This is a genomic window from Dongia deserti, assembly GCF_003574735.1.
Lineage (GTDB): Bacteria > Pseudomonadota > Alphaproteobacteria > Dongiales > Dongiaceae > Dongia_A > Dongia_A deserti.
Genome location: NZ_QORW01000027.1, coordinates 43619 through 68523 on the forward strand (window position 1 = coordinate 43619; position 24905 = coordinate 68523).

The following is a 24905-nucleotide window of genomic DNA, read 5'->3' on the forward strand; positions in this document are numbered from 1 at the left end:
ACTTCAGACGTTCTGACCTCCGTTGCGGCGTCACGTCCTCCCGCCCGCGCGGTCTGACGCAACACATCTGGTCAAAATGCTCAGGTGGGTCATAATGCGCAGACCAGGCAGGGTGATGGGGCGGGCACATGACCTATCCGGTTCCGGCCAACGAAACCGAGCGCGTGACGGCCGTGCGCGCCACCGGCCTGCTCGATAGCGCGCCGGAGATCGCCTACGATGACATCGGCGAGTTGGCAGCGCAGATCTGTCAGTGTCCCGTCGCCTATGTCGGATTCATGGATGACGACCGCCTGTGGCTGAAAGCCAAATACGGCCTGCCGCCCGATTTCAACCAGTGTCCGCGCGAGATCGCCTTCTGCACGAGCACAGTCTGCGGCGTGGAAATGGTGAACGCGCCGGACGTGACGGAGCATCCCTGGTTCAAGAACCTGCCCTTCGTGGTCGGCCCGCCACATTTCCGGTTCTATTGTGGCATTCCGTTGGTGACTGCCGAGGGCTATGCCCTCGGAACATTGTGCGTGATGGATTTCCAGGTGCGGCATCTGACGCCCGAGCAGCTGGAGTCCCTCCGCCGGTTGTCGCGCCAGCTGCTCGGGCAGCTCGAGCTGCGGCGGCGCCTTGTCGAGCTGGATCAGGCGCAGAGAGAGGCGGCGGCCGAGCGGGAGCGCTCGGAATCGCTGCTGGCCAATGTCCTGCCGCGGCCTGTGGCGGATGAGCTGAAGGGCACTGGGAAGGTGGCGCCGCGCTACTTCTCGGCCACGACGATCCTTTTTGCCGACATGAAGGAGTTCACCAGGCTGACTGAGCTGGTGGAGCCGGCTGCGCTGATCAATCTGCTGGATCAGTACTTCACCACCTTCGACGACATTTGCGTGCGTCACCAGCTCGAGCGCATCAAGACCATGGGCGACGCCTATCTCGCGATCGCCGGGGTGCCGCATGCGAATCCTGCGCACGCGATCGATGCCTGTTTGGCGGCGCTCGAGATACAGGCGACCGTCGCGCGTATGAAGGCGCAGCGTGAGAGGGCGCGCTTGCCGGCGCTCGAGGTGCGGATCGGTCTGCACTCCGGGCCGGCGATCGCCGGCCTCGTGGGCAAGCGCCGCTTCAGCTACGACGTGTGGGGCGATGCCGTGAATATCGCCGCATCGATGGAGGCGAACGGCGCGCCCGGGCGCATCAACATCTCGGATACGCTTGCGGGGCAGGTCTCGAAGCTGTTCGAGTTGGAGCCGCGCGGCAGCGTCGAAGTCAAGAACAAGGAAGCGATGCGCATGCACTTCCTCAACGGTCTTTCGGCCGGCTTGGCGCGCGAGCCGGAGCGCTGGCAGCCGAACGAACGCTTTACTGCCGAACGCAACCGGCTGCTGACGGGTTACGCCGGATAACTAGGGCGTCACGTCCTTTACGTACGCCGCGAACTGGTCCTTCCAGTCGGGGTGCCAGCGTGAGAGCGCGGGACGGTTCTGGATGATGTCGTCCGCCGCCCATTGGATGCGCCGCGCATCGAGGGCGTGCGGCACGTCGTTGTCGGGGCAGAGGACATAGAAGTCCCCGTCGTTCAGGTGCTCCAGCATGAAATCGACGGTCTGCTCCGGTGTCCAGGCGCCTTTCGGCTTTTCGCTGTCCGCCTGATCTAGCTTGCGTCCGGTGATGCCGGTCCAGACATGGCCGGGGATGAGCAGATGCGCGGTGACCTTGCCGCCTTCGATGTTGCGCAAGGCATGCGCCAGCCCTTCGGTGATCACCTTCACGCCCGCCTTGCTGACGTTATAGGCCGTATCGCCCGGCGGCGTGGTGATGCCCTGCTTCGATCCGGTGTTGATGATCGCCGCCGGCGTGCCTTGCTCCACCATCGCCTGGGTGAAGACCTGGGCCCCGTTGATCACGCCCCACAGGTTCACGCTGAGCACGCGCTGCCAGCGCTCGTAGTGCTCGAACGGACCGCCGCCATTGCCGATGCCGGCGTTGTTCATCAGCACGGCCACCTCGCCGAAGCTCTGGTAGGCGATCTGCTTCATCCGCTGCACGTCCTCCAGCACCGCAACGTCGGTCGGCACCGCGCGCACGTCCGCCTGGCCGCCCTTCGCGACCGTAGCGACAGATGCGGCAGCCTGGTCCAGCGCGTCGCCTCTCAGATCCGCGAGCACGATCTTCATGCCCGTCGCGGCGAACTTGTGGGCGGCGGCGAGGCCGATACCGGAAGCGCCGCCGGTGATGACCGCGACCCGGCCCGGGGCAATGGCGGGGTGTGACATGCTGTTCGTCCTCTCTATCTTCGTTTGGATCGTTTCATAGCATAGTCCGGCGCAAGTCCCGCTTGGAAGCGCCGCGCCGCCGCAACTAAGATGAGGCCTGAGACGTTTCTGGACTCTGATGGCCGATCCAGACTTCCTCGCCGATTGCCACGAGCGCGTGCGCGCGATCTATCGCTATTGGGACAGCAAGCGGAAGGGGCGCCTGATGCCGGCCCGGGCGGACCTCGATCCGCTGGACATTCCGCGTCTCCTGCCGGACATCTGCCTGGTCGACGTGGTGCCGGACGAGCGTAAATACCTTTATCGCCTGATTGGCACCAACGAGGCTGCGATGCGCGGCCGAGATCCCACCGGCCTGGCGGTTGGGGATGCCTATTTCGGCACCAGCAAGCAGTCGGTGTTTCTCAACTATGACGCGGTCACGGAGACCCGTGCGCCGCGCCTCGACCGTGACCCCAGCATCACCAGCGACAACCGCTTCATCCAGCACGAATCCATCTTCCTGCCGCTGTCGGACAATGGCGAGACCGTGACCATGATCCTGGTCCTCACCGTTTACGGCCCGGCGCCGAAGAAGCGATTTTAAGGGGAACAGGCGCAACCGGACGCCCCACGCCGGTGTTGTGGAGTCTGGAACAAGCGGAGCGCCGCTCCATGCTGTCTGGCCCACCGCGCTTCTGGAAACTCTCGGCCCTGGCGATCGCCGCATTGCTGCTGGGCAACCTGCCGGCGGACGGCATCGAGCGCGCTGCGGGCGAGATCGGCACCGAGGCGCTGCTGAAGGAAGCGGGCGCCGCCTGCCAGATCGCGAGCGAGCTGGAGCAATCCCGCGTGGTGTGGAGCAGCCCGGACTACGAGCATCACGCAGCTTTGATCGTTGGCGGCAAGTCGCCGGAGAGCGAGGGCAACGGGGAGCAAGCTTACAAGCTCTGTCTGTTCGACAAGCAGACCGCGAAAGTAGAGCTGCAGGAGATCGGGCCTGAGCTCTTCAAGTAACCGGAACTTCAGCGGACTGGCCGAATTCCAATGCCAGCAGGGTGCTTACATGGCGCGGAAAATCCGGCAACAGCGGTCCATAGAGCGAGCGTGCTTCATCGCCGTAACTGCCGAGCAGTCCGTTCATGGTGCCATAGACAAGACGGATGTCCGGATCGAGCTCTGTCATGAGTCTAGCCACACTCTTAGCGCGTCTATCTTTGTCCTTCTCCGGATCGTCGCTGAAGGGCAGACCGAACGTAGCGATCGCCATCGACGACATCGCGCTCCAGACGCAGCCCTGGCGACGCGTAATGATCTCGCATGCCTTCGCGAGGTAAACGGGCACTTGATGGATCCGGTCGTCCCTTACTTGCAGCAGAATGAAACAGAGTTCCGTCGGCTCGGGCGGTCGGCGATGCCCCGCCGGGCGGTTGACAAGCTCATCGATGATCTCGTTGGACAGATAATCCAAGAAGGTGGACCGGAGTTTCTTCCGCATCCGCCAGCGTTGCAGTGACCACATGCACGATCTCGATCTGGTAGAGTCCCCGCAGCAGGATAGCGCCCCGGTCAATGGGGCAACAGGGGCTGTTCCGGGCGGTTTACAAAAAAGAGCGAGGACGCAATCTCCGCATGTCAGGAATCAGAGGAGAGAGCGAATGGTGAGGAGCAGAAACCGGGACTGGCCCGCCTCTGCCACACGACAATGGGGCAGCAAGAGGGACCAGCGCACCGTGGTGATCGCGACTCCGGCTGCAACGACGGGTAACGCGCCGCGGAAGGTTACCGTGAGGGCGGCCAGCAGCAACGGCCACGCATGGCAATGAACGACTGAAAGTGAGCGGCGGAAGCTTCTCTCTTTCCTGATATGAAATGCACCCGCTCTCCCGCTTCTCATGGGAAAGGCTAGGGAGAGGCAAGGCATGGTTCATGGAAGGCGCAACTTCGGCCCCACACCGAAGCACAAGCCGGACGAGGTCAAGGAAGAAGCACGCAAGTCGGCGGAAGAAGCGGCCAATGAACGCATCTCCGCCACACGCGGCGGTCTGCCGCACGAGCGCGGCGACGAGGACCTCAAGCGGGGCTTTGAGGCTGAGCACGACGGCCATTATCAGCGCAGAGCGCAGCGGCAGCAGCGTTCGTGAGTGCCGCTAGACCGGCAAGAGCGGGCGCTGCTCGCCTTCCGGCATCTGCACGTGGATGCCATCGCCGGTCTGCACGTCGCCGCCGGTTAGCACCACACCCATAATCCCAGCTTTCCGGATGAGGTTGCCATCGGTGTCGCGGCCGAGCACGGCCTGCATCAGGCCCGGCTGAAAACGATCAAGTTGGACACAAGGGTTGCGCAGGCCGGTGACCTCGATCACCGCCGTGCCGATCACCAGGCGCGTGCCGGTGGGGAGGGCGAGGAGATCAAGGCCACGTGTGGTGATGTTCTCGCCCATGTCGCCGGGCTTCACGCGGAAGCCAGCCGCGTTCAGTTCATCGTGCAGCTCGGCATGGATCAGGTGCACCTGGCGCAGGTTCGGCTGGGTCGGGTCGCGTGCGACGCGGGAGCGGTGCTTCACCGTCTCGCCGGCATGCGCATCACCCTCCACGCCGAAGCCGGCAATCAGGCGGATGGAAAGGGCAGGGGCCTTGCTGAAGCTGTGCGCGGGGCTGCTGTGGACGGCGAGGACAGTGGGATTGGGCATGATTCTCCTGAGCCTGCATTCTCTCCGCGTGTCATCCCGGCTCAAGGCCGGGATGACACGCGGAGTGTGTCGCCGGGATTGAGCTACACACTCCAGTTCCTGTCTAGCCCGCTTCAACCAACAACCCGCCGACTTGTCGATCGAACAGGCGGCGGTAGACGCCTTTCTCGCGCTGGATCAAGGCACCGTGGTCGCCTTCCTCGATGATCCGGCCGCGGTCGAAGATGAGGATGCGCTTCAGCGCCCGGACGGTCGACAGGCGGTGCGCGATCACGATCGTCGTGCGGCCCTGCATCAGGCGCTCGGTCGCCTCCTGGATCAGCGCCTCCGATTCCGAATCGAGGCTGGAGGTCGCCTCGTCCAGCACCAGGATCGGCGCATCGGCCAGGAACGCACGGGCGAGGGCCACGCGCTGGCGCTCGCCGCCGGAGAGCTTGATGCCGCGCTCACCCACCAGCGTTCCGTAGCCCTTGGGCAGCTTGGCGATGAAATCGTGCGCGTTGGCAAGCTTCGCCGCGCGCTCCATCTCCGCCTGCGTTGCGCCGGGCTTGGCATAGGCGATGTTCTCGCTGAGCGAGCGATGGAACAGGATCGGCTCCTGCTGCACGATCGCGATCTGCGCGCGCAGGCTCGCCTGCGTCACCTGCGAGATGTCGTGCCCGTCGATCAGGATGCGCCCGCCATCCACGTCGTGCAGCCGCTGGATCAGCTTGACGAACGTGGTCTTGCCAGAGCCGGAGAGGCCGACCAGCCCGATCTTCTCCCCCGCGCCGATCGCGACGCTGAGGCCGTCGTACAGCGGCTGATGATGACCGCGGTAGTGGAAGCGGACGTCTTCGAATGCAATTCGGCCTTGCCGAATTACGATCGGCTCAGCGCCGATGCGATCCTCGATCCCCAATGGCTGGGCATGGATCTCCACCAGCTCCTCCATGTCGTTCACCGACTTCTGCAGATCGCGGATATACATGCCGACGTCGCGCAGATAGCCCTGGATCACGACATAGGCCGTCATCACATACGCGACCTCGCCGGCGGTCGCTTCGCCCACCCACCACAGATAGAGCGCGAGGCCTATGACCGCGGTGCGCAGGATGATGAGCGCCAGGATCTGGCCCGAGCTGCTGTTGGTGTGGCGCATCCAGGTGCGATAGGTGCGCTTCTTCCATTTGCCGAGCACGCCGAGCAGGCGCGCGTCCTCGCGATGCTCCGCGCCGAAGGATTTGACCACGGGGTTGCACGTGACGGCGTCGGCCAGCGCGCCGCCGGTCCTGGTGTCCCACTGGTTGGATAGGCGGGCGGCGGGTCCGATATAGCCGATCGATAGAGATGCCGTCATGCCGATGAAGACGAGCGCGCCCACGGTCACGGCGAGTCCCATCAGCGGCCAGTGCCAGCCGAGCAGGGCGGTCGAGCCGACCAGGACGACAAATGAAGGCAGCAATGCCAGCAGCACAGTGTCGTTGAGCAGGTCAATCGCCCACATGCCGCGCGTCACCTTGCGCACGATCGAGCCGGCGAAGGTGTTGGCGTGCCACTCCGCCGCGAAACGCTGCACCTTCCAGAAGGCCTCGCGCGCCACGTCCACCATCTGCACCAGCGTCAACCTGCACACGCCGATGAAGGCGAGGTGGCGCGTCACCAGCATGAGTAGGCCGAGCGCGATCATCGCCGCGAGGGCCCAGAAAGCCTCACGCAGGCTCGCTGCGCGATCGGCGGCCTCGCCCGGCTGTACCGCGGGCGCGAGCGCGTCGATCAGCCGGCCGACATAGACCGGCAGCAGCACGTCGGCGAGCGTCATCAGCAGCACGCCGATGGTGATGAGAACCACCCGCGCCCTTTGCCGGCGCCAGTGGCTGAAGCTGAAGGCGAGCACGTCGCGGAAGGGCGCCGCGCGGTCGCGAAAACGGGCAAGAACGCTCATCGAATCAATCGGCGCCACGCAGGCGGCAGCCGCTCCAATCGAAAATGCAGAGACTCAGGGACAGCGCAAACACACGAGCCCAACGGGGCGGTGGATCGCGGCTGCCGGTATTGCTTAGGGGTTTGATGGGGCAGGCGGTGGTGAACCAGCCTGCGCGTCGGATGTCCTAATGCTCGGACGGGCCGGGATCGATCGGCACAAACATATAACCCATGCATGCCTCCCGGCGATTCGAAGTGGAAGAGGATCGGAAGATAACCCCATTGCGCGCAGATGGCAAGATGGCACGCTGGCTCCTGTGCCTCGCTCACCAACATCCCACTTGACACCGAGACCCACATACGAGTCCGGGGTGACGTAAGAGTGGATGGTGACAGTGGTGTACTCACTCGCACGAACTCCCCTCAAAAAAACCCCTCTCCCGCTGACGGATGCTGGTATTCGCTCGGGGGGATGGCGAGTAGCTGCATCCGCTGCGCGGAGAGGGTAGTGGGAGCCTGTGCGTAAGATCCTTTCCTAGAAAACCTCTGCGCTGGTTTCGCCCCAAGTGGAGACCTCGACCTCGCCGTCAGTGACAGCGATCGAGCCGCCGGCATCCGCGCTGGCAGCGCCTTCGCCCGTCACGTCGACGCTGGTCTTGGTGGTGATGCGGCCGGCACCCTTCTCCACGGCCTCGACATCGTCCGGCACGCGCACTCTCGCGACCGCTTTGGCGACCGCCATATTGCCCTCCCCGTCGGCCGCGAAGCTGTAGGATCGGGTCACGCTCCTGATGACGCCGCTCGGGGTCGTGACGGTGCGCGTAACCGTGCGGCTCCAAAGCCGGCTATCCGCGGCGTCTCCTTCGACCGCGACGTCCGCATCAGCGCTTGCCTCGGCTACTGGCGCCAGATCGGTGGCCACTCCCAGCGCGGCTGGCTTGGTCCCCAGAGACCTCGCAGCGGCGGCGCCTTCTGCGACGCGGGGCTCCGCGGCAGCCGCGTTCGTCGCCGCAAACCCGCGTGCGCCGAAACCGTCTATAGACCGCAGGTCCGCGGCGACACCGGCTCTTGCCTTGTCCTGGCCCTGACCTCCGTCATGGGCGGACTCGATCACCGCGTGCGCCTGGCCGAGGCCGAGCGTCAGCGCGATCGCGCCGGCAGCGATGGCGCGCAGCCAGCGCGCAGCCGTGCACCAACCGTCCTGTCCCATGTGCCTCTCCATCCCGGTCTCCGCGGCGCTACTCCGACTGCTGGCGTTGCGGCTTCACGGTGGCGCTGGACTCGGCCTTGGCGGAGCAGCCATCGCCTTCGACCACCTTCAGATCGTGATCGCTGTCCTCGACATCACCGGCCTTGGCATGGGCGCTCGCTTCCGCCTTGCACTTGCCCTTCTGGCCGCTCGTGGTAACGGAGCTCGACGCCGACGAAGAGGCCGAGGCGGACGACGAACTGCCGGTGGATTGCGTGCTGTCGGCGATCTGGCCGCGGCGTGGTTCGGGCGCGAGCCTGGGCTCCAGGCGCGGCGCTCCAGGGTAGGCGTCGGCCTGGGCATGAACGGTGAGGAACGAGGGCTGCGTCCGATCGATCGCGAAAGCCGGCAGGGGGATGAGCGTGCCAAGGCCGATAGCGCCCAGTCCAAACGCCGCCAGTCCCGTCGCCAGAAGCTGGAACTTGTCTGTCATCACTGCCTCCAAATCTTTGGCTCCCTGATTGGGTGCCCGAAGCGGACTGCAATCTCCGAGGGAGCCTCAATCATTCGGAAATCACTGCACCGCTTCGGGCGAGGATTGCGGCCAAACCCGACGCAGGCCTGCAATCCTCATTGTCTCCATTCGTCTGATCATCGCGAGCTCGCGATGAACGCGACGCTCGCGCGCGCCACGCCGGCCGGCACGGGGCGCACCTCGGTCTTGAAGTTCGCGCGCTCGCCCGGCCCGAGCGTCTGCACCGGCGGCCGGAACTGCCAGCGCCGAACTTCCTGCCCGGCGCTGGTCTCGAGGCTGCCTTGCATGAGCGGGATCGTGCGCATCTCGTTGCTGGTGTTGATCACCACGCCCTGGACGATGAGGCCGTCGTTCCGGCGGACCGGATCGACCAGTGCGATCTGCAGCCCTTCGGCGCTGGCCACCGGGGTCGCCGGCTGGGCAGGCGTTTGCACGATCGCTGGAGCGGGCTCCGGCGCCGAGAGACTTGCAAGGCCGCCATTCGACGTCACGCCGGCGTTAGGGGAGTCAGAGGGTGCCGGCAACGCGGCGCTCGGCGTCCCGCCCGCAGCCGTGCAGGTGCGATAAGCATTGCCTTCGTAGCGATCGACGCAGTTCGCGGCGGAATATTGCCGCTGGTCGACGCTGTTCCACGCGACACCCACGCGCGCCTGCCGTGCGCCGGGAACGCTCAGCGTGTAGAGGCCCGGTTGCAGCGGCGTTGTCGGCACCACATGCACGATGCTGGTATCACCCGGCGGTGACTCGTAGTGGAAGGGCACGGAGAAAGGCTCGATCGGCGCGACCGCCCATTCGCTGCCGGCGACCGGCATCGCCTGGCCCTGCGCGTTGATCTCGCTGCGCACCCAGGCGACGCGCCACAACTCGACGGAGCCGCGCGCGGAACGGCCGGCAAGGGCAGGCTCGCTGATCACGAAATGCACGTTGGATGGCATGCGGGACCGCTCCGGCCAGGTCTCCACTTCAAAGTCCCGGTCGCCGTCGAGGCGGTAGAGGTCGTCCCCCGTGGTGAAGGCATAGATGCCGGGTTCGTCCGGGATAGGGTAAGACGGCTCCCGCGTTCCTGCGCAGGCAGAGACACCGACGAGCACGGAAAGGCATATCGCGCTCTGCGCGATCCTTTTGCTGGCTGGTGCAAGCATGGTGAGGCTCCTTTTCACTCATCGGCCCGAGCGAGGCCCGCGATCCGGAGATCGCGAGCCCATTTCACTCGAGCATCACGCCGCTACTCCACGGTCGCGGACGTGTTGGTCTGGGTATTCAGCAGCACGTCGACTGCCGGTGACAGCGCTTCCTCCGGAGCCTCCGCCGAACCGTCGGCGGTGGCGTCCGCGTTGGCAGCGGCGCTGTCGTCGCTGACTGCGGCAGAGCCGGATGCATTGGCCGCCGCGTTCGGGTTGAGGCCAGCCGCGGCGGCGGCAGCCTGCGCGGCCGCGTTCGCTGCATTGCCGTTGTGGCTCAGGCCGACATCGACTTCCGCGGTCGTCTCTGCCGAGCCGTTGCCTTCGACCTCCGCTGTGGAGCCCGCCTCGGCCGCGACCGCCTTCGTGGTCTTGCTCCTCGCCAAGTTGGCGGCGGAGTTGAGGTCGATCGATCCTTCGCCGTCGAGCGTGCCGTCAGCCGAGGTTTCGGCCGAACCAAGGGTTTCGCCGTGGAGAACCAAACTGCCGGACGCATCCGTGCTGGCGTTGGCGCTGCCATCGCCGACAACGTCGGCGCTCGCGTTGGACTCGGCACTCACGCCGACCGTCTCTTCGTCCACGTTGTGGCTGACCGCCGAGTCCGAATGCGCGGCCAGCGACCCCGGTCCGTTCAGCGTCGCATCGACATGCGAACTGGCCGCGGCCGGGTCGGCAAAGGCCGCGTTCGTGTCGGTCGTCACGCCGGCTGTTCCATCGCCCTCCAGATTGGAGACCGCACCGGCCGCCGCATCGATCTGTTGATCGTCGCCTTCCGTGTTGGCGGTGACGCCGGCCGCGCTTCCGACGGAAGCGGAGCCATCCCCTTCGAGCACGGCGTCGGCATCCGCACTGGCTTCGCCGCTGATATTGCCGTCATCGAAGCCGGCACCGCTGCTGGTCGAAGCGTTGCCCGTGCCGTCGCCATCGATCGAGACCGCGGCACCGCCCGTCGATTGCACGGTCGACGTTCCACCTTCCGAAGACAGGCCCGCCGAAGCCGCCGACGCTGCGCCGATCGAGCCGTCGCCCGTCAAGCTTCCCCCTGCCGAGGATTCGGAGCCGCCGCTGAGGCCGGCACCCGAAACGTCGACGCTGGCATTGGTGTCTACCGTGGCATCGGTGCCAGTCGCGACACCATCCGAGGTCGATTGCGCGCCGAGCAGGGTCGTGCCGCCCGATGTACTGGCTTGCGAGCCGGCCGAAGAGGATGCACTGGCCGAGCCCTCGCCCGAGGTGCTGGCCGAGGTCGAACTGGTTGCCGAAGCGGAGACACCGCTCTCATCCGCGGTGGCGCCGGCATCGGCATCGCCGCTGGCCGTCGTCCCGCTGTCCGTGGTCGCTCCGTCATCGGTGCTATCGGTGCCGGAGGTGTCGTCTGCATCGACCGAGGCGTCGGCATCGGCACCCGCATCGGCGCCCGCACTCACGCCATCACTGTCGACGCCCGCATCGGCGCCGGCGTCAGCCCCGGCGCTCGCGCCGCCGCTGACATCGGCAACCTGAATCACAGAGTCCGTTAGTTTGGGCGTGCCGCTCCCTTGCACCAGCGACGCCGCCTGACTGGTCGACATGCCGAATCCCAAGGCCAACGCACCCGCTGCACTCAACAGGCTCCAACGGGTTGTTTCCTTCCGCATGGCATACTCCTTCCTTGTGATCGGAAGCTCCCGCGCAGAGAACCGGGCGCAAAGTCGAACGTTGCAATCGGTGTCGCTGAATTCTTTGGGATAGGTGCAAGAAAGCCGCTATTTACAGGGCTTTCTCTAATCTCGCGCTCACAAAATCTTTCGCAATGTTTCCACTCGAGATTAATGGAAGCTGAATATCGAGAACAGCGCAGGAATGAATTGCGGCAACATTGTGCAAGCGGCCCAAACGACTCGAGAGTCAGCCATTAAAAGACGATGAATCGGGCCTGGTACGCGGGAACACTGTGATCTTTCGGGAACGGCGGGCAGCAAGTTGTTGCCGCGGCGCGCGCGATGTTCGCACCACATTTCGCCACAATTGTTTGGCTAGATGTGATTGCAGCGAGCCGCAGCTGAATCTCGTCTCGCAGGTGAATTTGCGTGGAGTCGCTCACGCCTTCTTTAGAAGGCCGTGCGCGCGGTGCCATTCCTCGAGCGATTGGTCGGGATAGTGTTCGAACTGCTGATCGCCTGGCGTGCCGTCGAGAGGCACCCAGTCGGCCTTCGAGTCGAGCAGGATGTGCACGTGTTCCGGCGCCTTGGGTAGCTTGCTGTCGATCGCGCTGGCGAAGGGATGGATGAGGTCCGGCCAATTCGGATCCCAGACCCAGAGAGCACTGCCGCATTTGCTGCAGAAGCTGCGCTCGCCAGAGCTCTTCTGGCCGTTGATCTTGGCGTTGAACCTGGTGATGAATTTTCTGCCGCGCACCTTCAGGCTCTTGGCCTTGGCGCCGAGGTTGATGGCATAACCGCCGCCGCCCGCCGTCTTGCGGCAGATCGAACAGTAGCAGCGCATGTACGGCACCGGCGCGTAGGCCTTCACCTCGAACTTCACCGCGCCACAATGGCAGGAGCCTTTCAACTGCATGAGCCACTCCGTGCTTGAGGGAGACCGCCGCCTCAGGCGGCGCGTTGCAGGGTGATGTAGCGGCCCGGTGTCAGGCCGAGATGCGCCTTGAAGTGGCGCGTGAAGTGACTCTGGTCCGCAAAGCCCGCACCGGCCGCCGCTTCGGCCAGGCCGGCTCCGGCTGCCAGCAGGCGCTGCGCCCGCGCGACGCGGCGCGCCACCAGATAGCGATGGGGTGAGCTGCCGAAGGCGGCGCGGAACGCGCGCGCCAAGGCATAGCGGTTGAGTCCCGTAACCTGCTCCAGCTCCGCCGAGGAGATCGCGGGATCGGTGGTCTCTTCGAGCAATTGCCGCGCGCGCTCTGCCGCCGCCAAGGGGTGCCGCGCGCGCGGACGCTGGGGCCGCCGGTCGCTGCGTCGGTCGAGGTTGTCGGCCAGGCGCGCGATGGTAGCGTCCACTGCCATCGACGCCAGCGGGTTCGGAAAATCCTCGAATGCCTCGGCGATGATGGCGGCAAACTCGTCATCCCGTGCGACGGCTTCGCGCACGAAGGGCGGCGGCGCGCCGTCGAGCGCAGCGCAGATCAAGGCCGGATCCACGTAGAGCATGTGATAGGTGAAGCCATCCTCGATGCCGGCGTGACCGTCATGCGCTTCGTCTGGATGCAGCACCATCGTTTGCCCCGTGCTGCTGGCTCGCTCGGCGCCGCGATAGTGGAATGCCTGCACGCCGGCCAAAGTCACACCCACCGCGTAGCACTCGTGGCGGTGGGGATCATAGGCGTGGCCATGGAAACGCGCCGCGAGCCGGCGAAAGCCGGGGGCGGGTTCGTCCTGCTTCAGGAAGTCTGGCGCTTCAATCATGCACAAACGTTCAAGACCAGAGGACCGGAGCCCCCATTATTGCAGACATGATCTATCCGACAAAGACCGCGCTGGTGCTGCGCCGCGATTTGTTGCCCTGGCAGGTTGCCAATGTCGCCGCCTTCCTGACCGGCGGCCTTGCCGGCACCTATCCGGAGCTGGTGGGGGAGCCGTATCGCGACGGCAGCGGCCGGTTCTATACGCCGCTGGTGCGCGAGCCGGTCTTTGTCTATGGCGCCGACGCCGCCAACCTGGCGCGGACGCATCAGCGGGCGTTGTCGCGCACGCTGCGGGTTGCAATCTATACCGCGCCCCTGTTCAAGACCAACAATGACATGGACAACCGCGCCGCAGTCGCCGAGCAGGCCACCGAGGCGCTCCACCTGGTCGGCATCGGCATCCATGCGGAACGCAAGGTCGTCGACAAGGTGATCAATGGGCTGAAGTTTTTCGTGTGACGAGGCCATAGGATCGCCCCCGTGAGCGCGGCAAACTCGCCCGCTGACGCGGGGCTGCCCATCCGGACTGTACGGGCGCCGCCAACTTCGGGGATCGCGAGCTTATGGTTTCTTTGGTTTTTCGCGGCGGTGAGGTGCGGCAAGCCGAAGCGCGCCTCCAACGAGGGATTCGTGCGGCGTCTGGGAGGCTCACGTGGACGTGACGGAGAAGCACGTGCGCCGCACCTATGACGAGAGCCGCGCCGCGATCGAGCAGAGCGAGCTCGGGCTCCCGGAGAATGCTGTTGCCTACCTCTTCAAGAATGCGGCGCCTGCTGCGGCCGCCTATGCCATCAGTTCATAGATGCGCCGGCAGGCTGCCGGCGTCTGCGTTTGGGTACCAAACGGGGGTTAGAGGCGCGTCCGCGCGGTGGCCGAGTTGTGCCAAAAACGGCCGCTTTGGAAACTGCCCGAAGGATCGCTTCTTGTCCTTTTGTGAACGAATAGAGGGTACATCTGCAGTAGCGCTTTTGAGTTCAGTGCGCACATGAAGGTGGGGTGCGTCCCACTCTGCAGATTCGATCCTTGGAAAGGAACTCCCATGTCGGACGAAAAAAGCCCAAGCGCTTGTCTGAAACTGCTGCGCAGCACGCTCGTGCGGCGCCGGCGACAAACCGCTCAAGCTGCTTGGGATGCGCAGCAGGGGGACCGCGTCCTCGGCTTGGCGGCGGATCTAGGCGCCAAGCTTAAGTCCATTCAGGATGCGATCGAGGCGGTTGATAGAGCCATAATCGATGAGGAAACCGTCACGGCTGCCGACTTCGCCGCGCGATGATGCTTGAGAGCGCATCCGCGCGACCGGTGAATGCCGGGTGATTCCCCTTTCGAGCGCTGATGCGGTCGCAAGCGAGTAGTAAAGCTGCGCTTGTACTCAGTTTCAATGCATCCAAGTCCGATAGCCGGTCCAAGAAAGCCGGCCACCATAGTTCCGTCCCACCATTCCGCGGAAATCGAAGAAAACTTCATATATTGCGGGCAGGAGGATCGCAGCCGATTGGCCTGGGGTGGGGCGCCCGTCGGACGAAAGAGCACGGCCCCAGATGGGGCCGTGCTGCAAAAGAAGACACTATAATTCGATGAGATCCTACGCCCAGGCGGCGCGGTCCATGATCTTGACGGCCTCGGCATTGTTCTTGCCGAGCTCGACCACGTTGATCGTGTCTTCTTTGAACTTGCCCCAGGAGGCGATGACCTGCGCCTGCTCGGCGCCGTCGCGCACCGGATACTCGAAATTGGCGCCGGCGAAGATCGCCTGCGCCTCGGGCGAGATCATGAACTCGAGGAACTTGGTGGCATTGTCCTTGTTCGGTGCGTGCGCCGCGACGCCGGCGCCGGACACGTTCACATGCGTGCCGCGGCCGTTCTGGTTGGGGAAGAAGACCTTGATCTTGGTGAGCTTCTCCTTCAGCGCGTCGTCATCGCCCGACAGCAGGCGCGCGAAGTAGTAGGTGTTGGAAACCGCGATGTCGCCTTCGCCGGCGACCAGTGCGTTGATCTGATCGGTGTCGCCGCCCTTGGGCGGGCGCGCCATGTTGGCGACGATGCCTTCGCACCATTTCTGCGTCGCTTCGACGCCGTTGTGGTGGATCATGGAGGCGACCAGCGACTGGTTGTAGATGTTGCTGGAGGAGCGGATCAGGATGCGCCCCTTCCATTTCTCGCTGGCCAGATCCTCGTAGGTCGAGAGGTCCGCTTCCTTCACCTTCGTGGTGTCGTAGATGATCACGCGCGCGCGCTTGGCGAAGGAGAACCAGCGGCCGGACGGCTCGCGCAGATTGGCCGGAATGTGCTGCTCCAGCTCCGCGGAGCTGATCGGCTGATAGATGCCTTCCTCCTGCGCGCGCCAGAGATTGCCGGCGTCGACGGTGACGAAGACGTCGCAGGGCGATTGCTCGCCCTCTAGCTTGATGCGCTCCATTAATTCGGCGCCGGTCCCCTTGATCTGGTTGACCGCGATCCCGGTCTGCTCCGTGAAGAGCGCGAACAGTTGTTCGTCGGCAGGATAGTGCCGCGCCGAATAGAGATTGACCTCGCCGGCGGCGCGGGCGCGACGCAGGGGAAGGGCGGACAGGCCGGCAAGGCCGGCTGCGGACAACATGACCGAGCGGCGGGTGAAGCTGGACATCGCATAACTCCAGGTGGGAGGGAGGGGTTCGCAGACCAGCATAGGATGCGCCCCGATCGGATGCAACTGCGACTTATTTGCACCCCCATCACGGCGCCGTGATCGGGGTTGGCGCAGGCATTTGATGTTAGGCGCCCCTCGGCCGTCGCCGCGGCGGGGAGGCTAGTCTGCTCCTAGACGGAGATTTCGCCACGTACGCACGCATTCCTAAGGATAGCTAGCCTCTCGACCGCCGCCGTCCCAAGCTCCAGTGGGCCGCTGTGGCGTACGTCACAGCCATTGCCTGGCATCTCGCTTACATCCACCGCGTATTCATCGAGCGGCGGTCGCAACGAATCCCGCCTGCGCCGCTCCAGGCTGATGAACTGTTCGGAGTGCAAGATGCGCAAATACCTTCTGAGTGCTGCCGCCGTGATCGCCCTGACGGCATCCGGCGCTTTGGCCCATGACATGCCAGCGACCTTGATCGATGGGCTCGGCGACCATCACCACATCATCGCGACATCTCAGAAGGATGCACAGCGCTTCTTCGACCAAGGCCTGATTCTGACCTTCGCCTTCAATCACGCGGAGGCGATCCGCTCGTTTCAGCGCGCGGCCGAACTGGATCCCAGTTCGCCCATGCCGCTCTGGGGCATGGCCTACGCGCTGGGCCCCAACTACAACCTGCCGGCGGGCCCGGAGCAATTGAAGCAGGCTTACGAGCTCGTGCAGAAGGCGCTGAAGCTGGCGGAGAAAGCGCCGGCGCGTGAGCGTGCTTATGTCGAAGCCTTGGCTGCGCGCTATTCCAGCGACGCCGGTGCCGACCAACAGAAGCTCGCGGAAGCGTTCAGCGCGCGCATGAAGGCGCTGAGAGAAGCCTATCCGGACGATCTGGATGCCGCGACGCTCTATGCCGAGAGCATGATGAACCTCAATCCGTGGAACCTGTGGACCAAGGACGGGCAGCCTTGGGACAAGACAATGGAAATCGTCGCCGTGCTGGAACACGTGATGATGCGCGATCCCAGCCATCCCGGCGCCAATCACCTGTACATCCATGCGGTCGAGGCGTCGCCTCATCCCGAATGGGCGCTGGCGGCGGCGAATCGCCTGGAGACCATCGCGCCGGCTTCCGGCCATCTGGTGCACATGCCATCGCACATCTATATGCTCGTCGGCGACTACAAGGCTGCGGCCGATTCCAACGTGATCGCAGCCGGTGTCGATGAGAACTACATCGACAACGAGCATGTGAAAGGCGCCTATCCCATGCTCTATTTCCATCACAATCTGCACTTCATCGCCGCGGCGCGCGGCATGGAGGGGCGCTACGGCGATGCGCGCAACGCGGCGTCCCGCCTGACCAAGAGCCTGCACAGCCATGGCGGCGACATCCCGGAACTGCGAAACTTCGTCACGGAGTATTTCGGCATGTATCCGCTGATGACGGCCGTGCGGTTCCACGATTGGAAGACCGTCCTGGACGCGCAGGAGCCGGCAGAGGATCTGCCCATCTCGCGCGGTCTGCGCCACTATGCGCGCGGCGTGGCGTTCGCTACCAAGGGGGACGCCAAGAGCGCGAAGGCCGAACGGAACAGCCTGGCGAAGGTTGCCGCCGCGCTGCCGATGGAAAGCCGCTACGGCAACTCGCCCGCCAGAGAAGTGCTGAATATCGGCCTCGCCATCGTCGATGCGCGGATCGCCGCGCAAAGGGGCAACTTGGAGAAGGCGATCAGTGATCTCGAAGTCGCGGTCGCGATGCAGGACAAGCTTGCCTACAACGAGCCGGCCGACTGGCACTATCCCGTGCGGGAAAGCCTGGGCGCCATGCTGCTGAAGGCCGGCCGAGCCGGCGAGGCCGAAGCGGTCTTCCGCGCCGACCTCAAGAAGAACCCGCGCAGCGGCCGATCCTTGTTCGGTCTCGCCGAGTCGCTGGCCGCGCAGGGCAAGGGCGACGACGCGACGCTGGTGCGCCAGGAGTTCAACGACACCTGGCGGACAGCGGAAATCGAGCCGAACCTCAACGCGATGTAATCACGCCTCATGAGGTGACTGCGATGCTGACTGAGCAATCCATTCGGCTGCCCAATGGCGTCGCCCTGTGCTATGTCGAACAGGGGCCGGCGGGCGCCATACCGATCATCCTGCTGCACGGATATCCGGACTCGTGGCAGTCTTATGAGGCGGTGCTGGCGCACATGCCACGTTCGATCCGCGTCATCGCCCTATCGCAGCGCGGCTTCGGAAACTCCGACAAGCCGGCCGCTGGTTACCATCCGCGTGATCTGGCGGCCGATCTCGCGGAGTTCATGAAGCGGCGGAAGATTCCCGAGGCCGTCATTGTCGGTCACTCGATGGGTGCGCTGGTTGCGCAGCGCGCCGCACTCGATTTTCCGGAGCTCGTCGCCGGCCTGGTTCTGATCGGTACCTTCAGGAAGCAAGCCGATAATGCCGAGCTCAACGAGATGATGAGCACGCTGCGTCGCATGACGGATCCGATCGAACTCGATGTCGTGCGCGCTTTCCAGGCTTCGACCCTGGCGCAGCCCGTGAGGGATGAGTTCTTCAAGGTTGTGGTGGCTGAGAGCGCGCGATTGCCGCTTAGAATCTGGCGCGCTGCCTTGAAGAAGCTCGCGACCTACGACGATTTCGTGGAGCTCTCCGGGATCTCCGCGCCGACCCTGCTCTATTGGGGCGAATGCGATGGGTTCTCGACCTACGAGCAGCAGCAGGAGATTGCGCGTGCGATTCCGGACGCCGAGCTTCGGGTCTATGCCGGCGCCGGCCACAGCTTGCATTGGGAAGAGCCGAAGCGTTTCGCAACCGATCTCGTCACCTTCATGAACGCGCTCGGCAGGCGCCGCCTGAAAGGGCGGGCACGCGCCTGATTGCATTCTCCGGCGCATCGCTCGAACGCGCAGAGGGGCGATGCGCAATTGGGGGCCGCCGCCCGGGCCAGCCCTGAAAAAACCCGGGTGGCGGCAAACAATTGTCCTCACGCGGTTTTGACGCCCTGTGGTCTTGTTCACAGCGACCCAGCCTGCGCATCCTTACATGGATCGGTGGCGGCACCGACACATCGAGTCGGCGCCGTCACGGCGAGCAGAGCCTCGCGGGAAGGATCGATATGAAGCGCGTTAAACAAATGATCATTTCGGCCACGCGAAAGGCAAAGACGCACGATGCGCGTGCGGTGCCGCTGCTGGTTCCGCATGGCGGCGCCGATGCGGGTCGGGACTTTGAAAGCGCTTTCGAACTGTTGCAGGGTGATGAAAGGGCGTGTGAGTTGTGGCATCGTGGGTGCGTCAGGATCCCGTTCGCACCTGCATCATAATCTGCCGATCGGCCGGAACTTTTCTGTTTAAGCCTTGTTTACTAACTGGTGCGCGCCGCGCTGAGGGGCGCGCTTCTCGTGTCAAAAGATCAGGAACAGGGCGATGCGATACATGCGGCGACGCATTCAGCGTGTTTCGGGCGTCACCATTCGCGACGAGCGAGTCGAGAGCCGGGATTTCTCGGTACCGTCATGGCGAGAGGATTGGGACGATCTGGCTGCGGATCGGACTCCAAGGCGGCGCGAGCATGGCGCGCCGGAACGTGACATGCCGTCGTTCAAGACGCAGGGGATCGGCTACCGCCAGCGCACCTAGATCAGGCTGCGCCTTCCAAATCGGAGTGACGCCGCGCTAAAGTCCGCGCCAAATGCGCGGGCTCACCACCATCGGATTCGACGCGGACGACACGCTCTGGCACTCGGAGCGGGTATTCCGCTTGACCGAAGAACGTTTCGCCGCGCTGCTGGCGGACTACGTCGATTCCGAAGGTCTGTCGCAGCGCCTGCTGGAGACGGAGAGGCGCAATCTCGATTTCTATGGGTTCGGGCGGAAGGGCTTCGTCCTTTCCATGATCGAGACGGCGATCGACGTGACCGATGGCAAGGTCCCGACCTCGGTCCTCAAGGATCTCATCGACCTCGGCCGTGACATGGCGGCCCATCCGATCGAGATCCTGCCCAATGTGCGAGAGACTTTGCACGAGGTCGCGGAGCGCTATCGCATCCTGCTCATCACCAAAGGCGACCTGCTGGACCAGGAGCAGAAGCTGGCGCGCTCGGGCTTAGGCGAACTGTTCCAGGCAGTGGAGATCGTCAGCGACAAGTCGCCTGCCACCTACCAGCGCATCTTCGCGCGCCATGGCGACGGGCCGGAGCGCAGCGTGATGGTGGGCAACTCGCTGAAGTCCGACGTCGTGCCGGCGATCGAGGCGGGCGGCTGGGGCATTTTCATTCCGCATCCGCTGACCTGGGCGCTGGAGCATGTGGAGGCACCCATGCACGCACCGCGCTTTCGCCAGATCGAGCGGATCGGCGAGCTGCCCGCACTGCTGGCGAGCATCGAAAGCTGACGACGGCTCCCTAGAGCCTATCGCTCGCGCGTGACCTGGCCGATGACAGGGACGGTGATGGTCGGCTGGTCGGGGTGGTCCGTCTCGATCGAGATCGTGCCGGTGAAAGGCCCCACGCGCAGTTCGTCGGCGCGAAGCCCAATGATCAGCACATGAGTGCTGTCCGGACGTGTGGCTTCCGGCGTGATGGTGAGGAAGGGCAGATCGGAAGCGGCGCGCACCGCTATTGGCGCGCCATCCTTTCGACGAACGGTCAGCTCCTGGCGCGCCAAGTCGAGGTAGGAGCGTTCCGCCTGTGCGCGTTCGTCCAACACAACGGCAAACTGCAGCACATTCGGGAATACGGAGACGAGGTCGGTCGACAGCCGATGCGCCCCGAGCTGGAGCAGCGAGGCGAGCTTTGCGCCGCTGCCGCCCAAATTGATCGAGAACGATAGGTTGCCGCCACCTTTGTCGCCGGGCGTCCATCGAAAGCGCTGCCCAGCGGGATCATGATCGGGATCACGGCCGCGCCAGAGGTTGAACGTTTCCTTCCAGAAGGCTCGTGAGCGTTCGCTGCTGTCGTTTGCGCCGAGGATTCCCCACCAAGTCCGATGGCGGCGCGTGATGGCGTTCCAGGTACCGACGGCAGCCGCCAGGGGCAGGAACGAGAAGTAGATGTATCCCTTCTCCCCCGTGTGAAAGCCCCACACAAAAAGCGCGATACCGCCGACGCTGCATGCGACGACGATGATGATGCCTACTGTGTTCATCACGAGCTTCAGGCGATTGATCCCCGCCTCCAACGTCGGGGCGGTTACAAGCAGCGCTGCGATGCTCAGAAAGGCCAGGCCGGCGATGAGCAGTACATGGATCTCGGTGATAGTCATGCGGACGATCCCCTCGAAGGAGGAGACAGCATAAGCCGGGCATCATTAACAGGGGCTTAGGGCTGTAGCGCTGCGCGCAGCCTGCGCTAGGAGCCTTGTCTCTTCGGCCGCGTCTGCAGGAGCCGCGCCATAGCCAAAATTCCTACCGCGGGGCCAAATGCGAGCCCGGCGAGCACTGCCGGCCACCCAAGCGTCTCGGCGAGCAGCGGCGTTGCCTGCACGGTGATTGCGGTGAGCGCGAACCCGAGTGCGGTCTGCAAGGTAAGAGCGCTGCCAGCGAGGTCGGGCGGAGACGCGTCGGCGACGAGTGCCGAGAACTGCGCTGAGTCCGGAATGATGAAAATGCCCCAGATCACGATCAGCAGGAAGGTGAGCCAGACCGGGCCGCCGAAACTGAGCGCGGTCGCAATCGCGGCGGAGCCGCTGAGCGCCATGGCGATGATGGTAACCTGCGCCTTGCCGATGCGGTCTGCGACCCATCCCGCCGGTGCGCAGGTCAACCCGCCGAGCGCGATGGCGAGGAACGCCGTGAGCTTGGCGAGGCGCGTCGCTTCGGCTTCGCCCAGCAGCGCGCCGTAGGATGCGGCCGCCGCCACGCCGACCCACGCCCACATCGCATAGAGCTCCCACATATGGCCGAAATAACCGAGATAGGTGAGGCGGATGCGCCGATTGGTCCAGGCGAGCGCGATGGCGCGCGTCGAGAAGCGCGGCGCCCGCGCATGATGCGGGCCGAGGCCGCAGGGCAAGACCAGCAACCCGCCGACCAGCGCCAGCACGGAGGTGGCGACAATCACGCTGCGCCAATCCGCGCCGCCGAGATAGGCCGCGAGATGCGGCAGCGCCGATCCGACGGTGAGCGCGCCGACCAGCAATCCCACCAACAGCCCGCGATCTTTCGTGCCCCAGCCGACGGCGATCTTCATGCCGACGGGATAGACGCCCGCCAGCAGCAGGCCGGTGAGGAAGCGGAGCAGGATCGCGATCGTGCCGCCAATCGGTGCGATGAGCAGCGCGGCGTTGCACAGAGCAGCGAGCACGGCGCTGAGCGCGAATACGCGCCGCGGATCGAAGCGGTCGGCGAGGCCACTCGCCGCCACCGCCAACGCGCCCGCCACGAAGCCGAGCTGCACGCCGCTCGACAGCATAGCCTGCCGCGCGGCGTCAATGCCGGACTCCCGCACCATGTCCGGCAGGATCGCCGCCGACGCGAACCACAAACTCATGCCCGCGATCTCGGCAAGGACGAGAAGGGTGATAGAGCTGCGCTTGGAGGCGATCGCGATTCTGCTCTCGGGTGACACCACGTTATTCATGCGGCCTCGATTGCAGCGTCCTGCCGCCGAATCGCCTCTGCGCAATGTCAATTATTGCCGAGACATCGGTGCCGATCCAGATGATGCTCGTGTCGGCCGTGCACACTTCAACGATCGAGTTCGTCACGAGTCTCTCGATCGGTCCATCGGTCGTCAGGAAGTCTGCCGCGACAACGGGCTCTTGCCCCACAGGGACACAGAAGAACACCCCGTCCAGGAATTGGACCGCACACCGAACCAGTGATACGAAACTCGCACCGTCACGTACTGGACGAGCCTCATGGCTCTCGTAGTTTCGGAACGCCTCACGGATTTCCGGCGATCCCATCGCATCGACTGATGCGGCGTACCAGGTCACGTTTGACAACTCGGGCAGGGTAACCAACGCTTCAAGCACGGACGCGACTTGGGGACCGAGGCAGACAGAGCTGTCGTTGAAATCGTCGCAATTTAGTAGAAGCGCAAGCACGGCGACTCCTAACGACGTCATGGTCGACTGGCACGACCATCTACGAGTTTCCATGGGCGAGATCGTGCTGTCGCACGCAAACTCGTGGACGGTCGTGCCAAGCACGACCATGACGGAAGAGAGCGCGATGCGCTAGAGGATGCCTGTTCCGCGACTACTCCGTCGCGCCGCCGCCGGAGGCGGCGACGAATTCGTCCTTGGTCACCCTGCCGTCCTGGTTGGCGTCGGCGGCGGCGACCACCCGCGCGCAGAACGCCATGTATTCGTCCATGGTGATGCGGCCGTTGTTGTCCGCGTCGGCGAGGCGGAAGCGCCGGGTGAAGCGCTCGATCACGGCCTGCTCCTCTTCCGGAATGCCGAAATTGTATTCGGACAAGGTGAGCAGGCCGTCCTTGTTGTCGTCGGTACGGATGAAGGTCTTGGCCTCGATGCGCTGCATGTCGGCGAGCGTGAAGAAGCCCTGCTTCTTCTGGTCCAGGCGGTCGAAATAGTGCGCTGCGGACTCCGCGTCGGTTTCCGTCTCCTGCGCAAGGGCAGGTGTGCCGAGGACGAGCGCAATCAGAATGCCGGTTAATATGCGTGTCACGATCTATGCTCCTTGCCCTCGCACCAATTCATACAGCGCGACGGCCGCGGCGTTCGACACATTGAGGTGATCAATCGGCCCGCCGGTGGGCAGCCGCACCAGCAGGTCGCAATGCTCGCGGGTGAGGCGGCGCAGGCCGGGCCCTTCCGCCCCCAGCGCCAGCCCGACCTTCCCGGTCAGCTTGGCTTCGGCCAGCGTCTGGGGCGCCTCGGCGGCGAGGCCGGCGATCCAGAAGCCGCCCTTCTTCTTCAGCAACTCAAGCGCACGGGCGAGGCTGGCGACCCGGATCAAAGGCACGTGCTCGAGCGCCCCGGAGGCCGCCTTGGCGAGGGCGCCGGATTCCGGCGCCGCGTGGCGCTCGGTCAGGATCACGGCCAGGGCGCCGAAGGCTGCGGCCGAGCGCAGGATGGCGCCGACATTCTGCGGGTCGGTCACCTGGTCGAGGATCATGACCTGGGCGCTTTCGAGACCCTCGGCTTCGGCGATTACATCCTCGATGGCGCGATCGGGTAGGGGGTGAACCTTGGCGGCCAAACCCTGGTGGACGGCGCCCGGCGGCAGCCAGCTCTCCAGGACATCGCGCGGGACGTGCTCCCAGTCGTGGCCCTCCACGGTCGGCACGTCACCGGCTCCGGCCTGGGCGAGGCGCAGGATCTTCCGCTCCGGATTGGCGAGGGCCACGGTGACCGCGTGATGGCCATAAAGCCAATAGGGTCCGCCTGGTTGGCTATGCTCGCGCCAGGGCTCGTCCCGGTGGCCGCGGCTGGCCGCCGCAGCGCCCCTGTCCGGTCTTCTTCCGGCATCGTGACGATGCGGCCTATGCCGCTGATCTTGCGAGAAATCATGGGGTCGACCCGACCCCCTCTCCCGGCCGCGGGAGGGTGGCTTGCGCTTGTTCATGGTGACCCCTATAGTCCGACCTGAAATTGGGTATTGCCACAACTCCATTCACGCCGGAAACGAAATCGGCGGGAACGGAGTTTTTCGTGTGTTTTCAAATTGACTCCGAAAGGTAAATGCCCATATTGCGCACTTCCGCTGCGGGCGGAGTCGTGGGAGCCCGGAGGGGTGCCCGAGTGGCTAAAGGGGACGGGCTGTAAACCCGTTGGCTTCGGCCTACGTAGGTTCGAATCCTACCCCCTCCACCAGCGACTGCCCCGGGGTGGAGAGTGGGTGAGAATCGGCGGGTGTAGCTCAATGGTAGAGCTCCAGCCTTCCAAGCTGGCTACGCGGGTTCGATTCCCGTCACCCGCTCCAGAATTCAGCGCCGCGCCGGCGGTTCCCAATGGCAAAGCGCGACAGGAACGAGAGCATGGTTTGGCCGGGATCCGCGCGGGGTTCCAGCTCGATCAAGGATCGATAGAGAAGCAACCGATCTGGTCACAGGACTGAAGAAAAATGGCGAAGGCGAAGTTTGAGCGGACGAAGCCGCATTGCAACGTTGGAACGATTGGTCACGTTGACCATGGCAAGACGTCGTTGACGGCGGCGATCACGAAGATTCTGGCCGAGACGG

At 64.6% G+C, this 24905-nt stretch carries 28 protein-coding genes and 2 tRNA genes; 14 read left to right on the forward strand and 16 right to left on the reverse strand.

The features are described from left to right. The first annotated feature begins 128 nt into the window (after window positions 1–128). Window positions 129–1391 (forward strand): adenylate/guanylate cyclase domain-containing protein, encoded by a 1263-nt coding sequence (locus DTX69_RS27545; RefSeq protein ID WP_119304803.1) that lies wholly within the window; start codon window positions 129–131, stop codon window positions 1389–1391. On the opposite strand, the gene DTX69_RS27550 is transcribed toward DTX69_RS27545, so the two are convergent. Then, window positions 1392–2261: an SDR family NAD(P)-dependent oxidoreductase gene (locus tag DTX69_RS27550; protein WP_119304804.1), complete on the reverse strand. Its 870-nt coding sequence runs from the start codon at window positions 2259–2261 to the stop codon at window positions 1392–1394. A gap of 118 nt (window positions 2262–2379) precedes the next feature. Between DTX69_RS27550 and DTX69_RS27555 the strand changes: the two genes are divergently transcribed. Both DTX69_RS27555 and DTX69_RS27560 read left to right on the forward strand, forming a co-directional pair. Continuing rightward, window positions 2380–2847: a PAS domain-containing protein gene (locus DTX69_RS27555; RefSeq protein ID WP_119304805.1), complete on the forward strand. Its 468-nt coding sequence runs from the start codon at window positions 2380–2382 to the stop codon at window positions 2845–2847. A 68-nt stretch (window positions 2848–2915) separates the two neighbouring features. Then, a complete protein-coding gene (locus DTX69_RS27560) occupies window positions 2916–3257 on the forward strand; it encodes a hypothetical protein (RefSeq protein ID WP_119304806.1) in 342 nt (113 codons plus the stop codon). Here DTX69_RS27560 and DTX69_RS27565 read toward each other — a convergent pair. After that, window positions 3250–3762 (reverse strand): hypothetical protein, encoded by a 513-nt coding sequence (locus tag DTX69_RS27565; RefSeq protein ID WP_162917623.1) that lies wholly within the window; start codon window positions 3760–3762, stop codon window positions 3250–3252. The two genes, DTX69_RS27560 and DTX69_RS27565, sit on opposite strands and share 8 nt — an antisense overlap. A 400-nt stretch (window positions 3763–4162) precedes the next feature. Between DTX69_RS27565 and DTX69_RS27570 the strand changes: the two genes are divergently transcribed. Beyond that, the gene (locus DTX69_RS27570) at window positions 4163–4384 is read left to right on the forward strand and encodes a hypothetical protein (protein ID WP_119304808.1); all 222 of its coding nucleotides are present in this window, start codon (window positions 4163–4165) and stop codon (window positions 4382–4384) included. A gap of 6 nt (window positions 4385–4390) precedes the next feature. On the opposite strand, the gene DTX69_RS27575 is transcribed toward DTX69_RS27570, so the two are convergent. The 8 genes from DTX69_RS27575 to DTX69_RS27610 all read right to left on the reverse strand — a co-directional run bounded on the left by DTX69_RS27575 (window position 4391) and on the right by DTX69_RS27610 (window position 13141). Continuing rightward, window positions 4391–4933 carry an MOSC domain-containing protein gene (locus tag DTX69_RS27575; RefSeq protein ID WP_119304809.1) on the reverse strand — a complete coding sequence of 181 codons (543 nt, stop codon included), beginning with the start codon at window positions 4931–4933 and terminating at the stop codon, window positions 4391–4393. Between the two features lie 103 nt (window positions 4934–5036). Next, window positions 5037–6857 (reverse strand): ABC transporter ATP-binding protein, encoded by a 1821-nt coding sequence (locus tag DTX69_RS27580; RefSeq protein ID WP_119304833.1) that lies wholly within the window; start codon window positions 6855–6857, stop codon window positions 5037–5039. Window positions 6858–7373: 516 nt separating this feature from the next. After that, window positions 7374–8048 (reverse strand): hypothetical protein, encoded by a 675-nt coding sequence (locus tag DTX69_RS27585; RefSeq protein ID WP_119304810.1) that lies wholly within the window; start codon window positions 8046–8048, stop codon window positions 7374–7376. Between the two features lie 28 nt (window positions 8049–8076). Further along, window positions 8077–8520 (reverse strand): hypothetical protein, encoded by a 444-nt coding sequence (locus DTX69_RS27590; RefSeq protein ID WP_119304811.1) that lies wholly within the window; start codon window positions 8518–8520, stop codon window positions 8077–8079. A 158-nt stretch (window positions 8521–8678) separates the two neighbouring features. Next, entirely contained in the window at window positions 8679–9704 is a 1026-nt protein-coding gene (locus tag DTX69_RS27595; protein ID WP_119304812.1) for a hypothetical protein, read from the reverse strand. 83 nt (window positions 9705–9787) lie between these two features. After that, the gene (locus DTX69_RS27600; RefSeq protein ID WP_162917624.1) at window positions 9788–11380 is read right to left on the reverse strand and encodes a hypothetical protein; all 1593 of its coding nucleotides are present in this window, start codon (window positions 11378–11380) and stop codon (window positions 9788–9790) included. A gap of 442 nt (window positions 11381–11822) precedes the next feature. Further along, window positions 11823–12299 (reverse strand): GFA family protein, encoded by a 477-nt coding sequence (locus DTX69_RS27605; RefSeq protein ID WP_119304814.1) that lies wholly within the window; start codon window positions 12297–12299, stop codon window positions 11823–11825. A 32-nt stretch (window positions 12300–12331) separates the two neighbouring features. Continuing rightward, window positions 12332–13141 (reverse strand): AraC family transcriptional regulator, encoded by an 810-nt coding sequence (locus DTX69_RS27610; protein ID WP_119304815.1) that lies wholly within the window; start codon window positions 13139–13141, stop codon window positions 12332–12334. A 47-nt stretch (window positions 13142–13188) separates the two neighbouring features. Here DTX69_RS27610 and DTX69_RS27615 point away from each other — a divergent pair, with 47 nt between their 5' ends. The 3 genes from DTX69_RS27615 to DTX69_RS27620 all read left to right on the forward strand — a co-directional run bounded on the left by DTX69_RS27615 (window position 13189) and on the right by DTX69_RS27620 (window position 14413). Beyond that, on the forward strand, window positions 13189–13599 hold the full coding sequence (locus DTX69_RS27615) for a DUF2000 domain-containing protein (RefSeq protein ID WP_119304816.1): 411 nt from the start codon (window positions 13189–13191) through the stop codon (window positions 13597–13599). A 193-nt stretch (window positions 13600–13792) separates the two neighbouring features. Beyond that, entirely contained in the window at window positions 13793–13942 is a 150-nt protein-coding gene (locus tag DTX69_RS30445; RefSeq protein ID WP_162917625.1) for a hypothetical protein, read from the forward strand. A gap of 237 nt (window positions 13943–14179) precedes the next feature. Beyond that, on the forward strand, window positions 14180–14413 hold the full coding sequence (locus tag DTX69_RS27620; RefSeq protein ID WP_119304817.1) for a hypothetical protein: 234 nt from the start codon (window positions 14180–14182) through the stop codon (window positions 14411–14413). A 309-nt stretch (window positions 14414–14722) separates the two neighbouring features. On the opposite strand, the gene DTX69_RS27625 is transcribed toward DTX69_RS27620, so the two are convergent. Continuing rightward, window positions 14723–15763: a Fe(3+) ABC transporter substrate-binding protein gene (locus DTX69_RS27625; protein ID WP_119304818.1), complete on the reverse strand. Its 1041-nt coding sequence runs from the start codon at window positions 15761–15763 to the stop codon at window positions 14723–14725. Between the two features lie 381 nt (window positions 15764–16144). Here DTX69_RS27625 and DTX69_RS27630 point away from each other — a divergent pair, with 381 nt between their 5' ends. The 4 genes from DTX69_RS27630 to DTX69_RS27650 all read left to right on the forward strand — a co-directional run bounded on the left by DTX69_RS27630 (window position 16145) and on the right by DTX69_RS27650 (window position 20149). Further along, window positions 16145–17779: a tetratricopeptide repeat protein gene (locus tag DTX69_RS27630; protein WP_162917626.1), complete on the forward strand. Its 1635-nt coding sequence runs from the start codon at window positions 16145–16147 to the stop codon at window positions 17777–17779. A 23-nt stretch (window positions 17780–17802) separates the two neighbouring features. Next, the gene (locus tag DTX69_RS27635; protein ID WP_119304820.1) at window positions 17803–18633 is read left to right on the forward strand and encodes an alpha/beta fold hydrolase; all 831 of its coding nucleotides are present in this window, start codon (window positions 17803–17805) and stop codon (window positions 18631–18633) included. A 558-nt stretch (window positions 18634–19191) separates the two neighbouring features. Further along, a complete protein-coding gene (locus DTX69_RS27645; protein WP_162917627.1) occupies window positions 19192–19395 on the forward strand; it encodes a hypothetical protein in 204 nt (67 codons plus the stop codon). Window positions 19396–19447: 52 nt separating this feature from the next. Then, window positions 19448–20149 carry an HAD family hydrolase gene (locus DTX69_RS27650; RefSeq protein ID WP_119304823.1) on the forward strand — a complete coding sequence of 234 codons (702 nt, stop codon included), beginning with the start codon at window positions 19448–19450 and terminating at the stop codon, window positions 20147–20149. Window positions 20150–20166: 17 nt separating this feature from the next. On the opposite strand, the gene DTX69_RS27655 is transcribed toward DTX69_RS27650, so the two are convergent. The 5 genes from DTX69_RS27655 to rlmB form a co-directional block, all read right to left on the reverse strand. After that, window positions 20167–21018 carry a hypothetical protein gene (locus tag DTX69_RS27655; protein ID WP_119304824.1) on the reverse strand — a complete coding sequence of 284 codons (852 nt, stop codon included), beginning with the start codon at window positions 21016–21018 and terminating at the stop codon, window positions 20167–20169. A gap of 86 nt (window positions 21019–21104) precedes the next feature. Then, window positions 21105–22334, reverse strand: a complete 1230-nt coding sequence (locus DTX69_RS27660) for an MFS transporter (protein WP_119304825.1) — start codon at window positions 22332–22334, stop codon at window positions 21105–21107. After that, entirely contained in the window at window positions 22327–22803 is a 477-nt protein-coding gene (locus DTX69_RS27665; protein WP_162917628.1) for a hypothetical protein, read from the reverse strand. Before DTX69_RS27665 ends, DTX69_RS27660 begins: the two co-directional genes overlap by 8 nt. Window positions 22804–22957: 154 nt before the next feature. Next, window positions 22958–23389 (reverse strand): EF-hand domain-containing protein, encoded by a 432-nt coding sequence (locus DTX69_RS27670; RefSeq protein ID WP_119304827.1) that lies wholly within the window; start codon window positions 23387–23389, stop codon window positions 22958–22960. Window positions 23390–23392: 3 nt separating this feature from the next. Beyond that, a complete protein-coding gene (gene rlmB / locus DTX69_RS27675; protein ID WP_119304828.1) occupies window positions 23393–24289 on the reverse strand; it encodes a 23S rRNA (guanosine(2251)-2'-O)-methyltransferase RlmB in 897 nt (298 codons plus the stop codon). 162 nt (window positions 24290–24451) lie between these two features. On the opposite strand from rlmB, the gene DTX69_RS27680 reads away from it, so the two are divergent. The 3 genes from DTX69_RS27680 to DTX69_RS27690 form a co-directional block, all read left to right on the forward strand. Continuing rightward, window positions 24452–24537: transfer RNA gene (locus tag DTX69_RS27680), tRNA-Tyr, on the forward strand. A gap of 35 nt (window positions 24538–24572) precedes the next feature. Then, window positions 24573–24646 (forward strand) — tRNA-Gly (locus DTX69_RS27685). 141 nt (window positions 24647–24787) lie between these two features. Next, window positions 24788–24905 (forward strand): GTP-binding protein (locus DTX69_RS27690; protein ID WP_162917506.1); only part of this gene is annotated, 118 nt, incomplete at its 3' end.

Excerpts from the sequence above, each read along its gene's own strand:
- DTX69_RS27545 (WP_119304803.1), top strand. The coding sequence starts at position 129 with ATGACCTATCCGGTTCCGGCCAACGAAACCGAGCGCGTGACGGCCGTG.
- DTX69_RS27550 (WP_119304804.1), bottom strand. The coding sequence starts at position 2,261 with ATGTCACACCCCGCCATTGCCCCGGGCCGGGTCGCGGTCATCACCGGC.
- DTX69_RS27555 (WP_119304805.1), top strand. The coding sequence starts at position 2,380 with ATGGCCGATCCAGACTTCCTCGCCGATTGCCACGAGCGCGTGCGCGCG.
- DTX69_RS27560 (WP_119304806.1), top strand. The coding sequence starts at position 2,916 with ATGCTGTCTGGCCCACCGCGCTTCTGGAAACTCTCGGCCCTGGCGATC.
- DTX69_RS27565 (WP_162917623.1), bottom strand. The coding sequence starts at position 3,762 with ATGTGGTCACTGCAACGCTGGCGGATGCGGAAGAAACTCCGGTCCACC.
- DTX69_RS27570 (WP_119304808.1), top strand. The coding sequence starts at position 4,163 with ATGGTTCATGGAAGGCGCAACTTCGGCCCCACACCGAAGCACAAGCCG.
- DTX69_RS27575 (WP_119304809.1), bottom strand. The coding sequence starts at position 4,933 with ATGCCCAATCCCACTGTCCTCGCCGTCCACAGCAGCCCCGCGCACAGC.
- DTX69_RS27580 (WP_119304833.1), bottom strand. The coding sequence starts at position 6,857 with ATGAGCGTTCTTGCCCGTTTTCGCGACCGCGCGGCGCCCTTCCGCGAC.
- DTX69_RS27585 (WP_119304810.1), bottom strand. The coding sequence starts at position 8,048 with ATGGGACAGGACGGTTGGTGCACGGCTGCGCGCTGGCTGCGCGCCATC.
- DTX69_RS27590 (WP_119304811.1), bottom strand. The coding sequence starts at position 8,520 with ATGACAGACAAGTTCCAGCTTCTGGCGACGGGACTGGCGGCGTTTGGA.
- DTX69_RS27595 (WP_119304812.1), bottom strand. The coding sequence starts at position 9,704 with ATGCTTGCACCAGCCAGCAAAAGGATCGCGCAGAGCGCGATATGCCTT.
- DTX69_RS27600 (WP_162917624.1), bottom strand. The coding sequence starts at position 11,380 with ATGCGGAAGGAAACAACCCGTTGGAGCCTGTTGAGTGCAGCGGGTGCG.
- DTX69_RS27605 (WP_119304814.1), bottom strand. The coding sequence starts at position 12,299 with ATGCAGTTGAAAGGCTCCTGCCATTGTGGCGCGGTGAAGTTCGAGGTG.
- DTX69_RS27610 (WP_119304815.1), bottom strand. The coding sequence starts at position 13,141 with ATGATTGAAGCGCCAGACTTCCTGAAGCAGGACGAACCCGCCCCCGGC.
- DTX69_RS27615 (WP_119304816.1), top strand. The coding sequence starts at position 13,189 with ATGATCTATCCGACAAAGACCGCGCTGGTGCTGCGCCGCGATTTGTTG.
- DTX69_RS27620 (WP_119304817.1), top strand. The coding sequence starts at position 14,180 with ATGTCGGACGAAAAAAGCCCAAGCGCTTGTCTGAAACTGCTGCGCAGC.
- DTX69_RS27625 (WP_119304818.1), bottom strand. The coding sequence starts at position 15,763 with ATGTCCAGCTTCACCCGCCGCTCGGTCATGTTGTCCGCAGCCGGCCTT.
- DTX69_RS27630 (WP_162917626.1), top strand. The coding sequence starts at position 16,145 with ATGCGCAAATACCTTCTGAGTGCTGCCGCCGTGATCGCCCTGACGGCA.
- DTX69_RS27635 (WP_119304820.1), top strand. The coding sequence starts at position 17,803 with ATGCTGACTGAGCAATCCATTCGGCTGCCCAATGGCGTCGCCCTGTGC.
- DTX69_RS27645 (WP_162917627.1), top strand. The coding sequence starts at position 19,192 with ATGCGGCGACGCATTCAGCGTGTTTCGGGCGTCACCATTCGCGACGAG.
- DTX69_RS27650 (WP_119304823.1), top strand. The coding sequence starts at position 19,448 with ATGCGCGGGCTCACCACCATCGGATTCGACGCGGACGACACGCTCTGG.
- DTX69_RS27655 (WP_119304824.1), bottom strand. The coding sequence starts at position 21,018 with ATGACTATCACCGAGATCCATGTACTGCTCATCGCCGGCCTGGCCTTT.
- DTX69_RS27660 (WP_119304825.1), bottom strand. The coding sequence starts at position 22,334 with ATGAATAACGTGGTGTCACCCGAGAGCAGAATCGCGATCGCCTCCAAG.
- rlmB (WP_119304828.1), bottom strand. The coding sequence starts at position 24,289 with ATGAACAAGCGCAAGCCACCCTCCCGCGGCCGGGAGAGGGGGTCGGGT.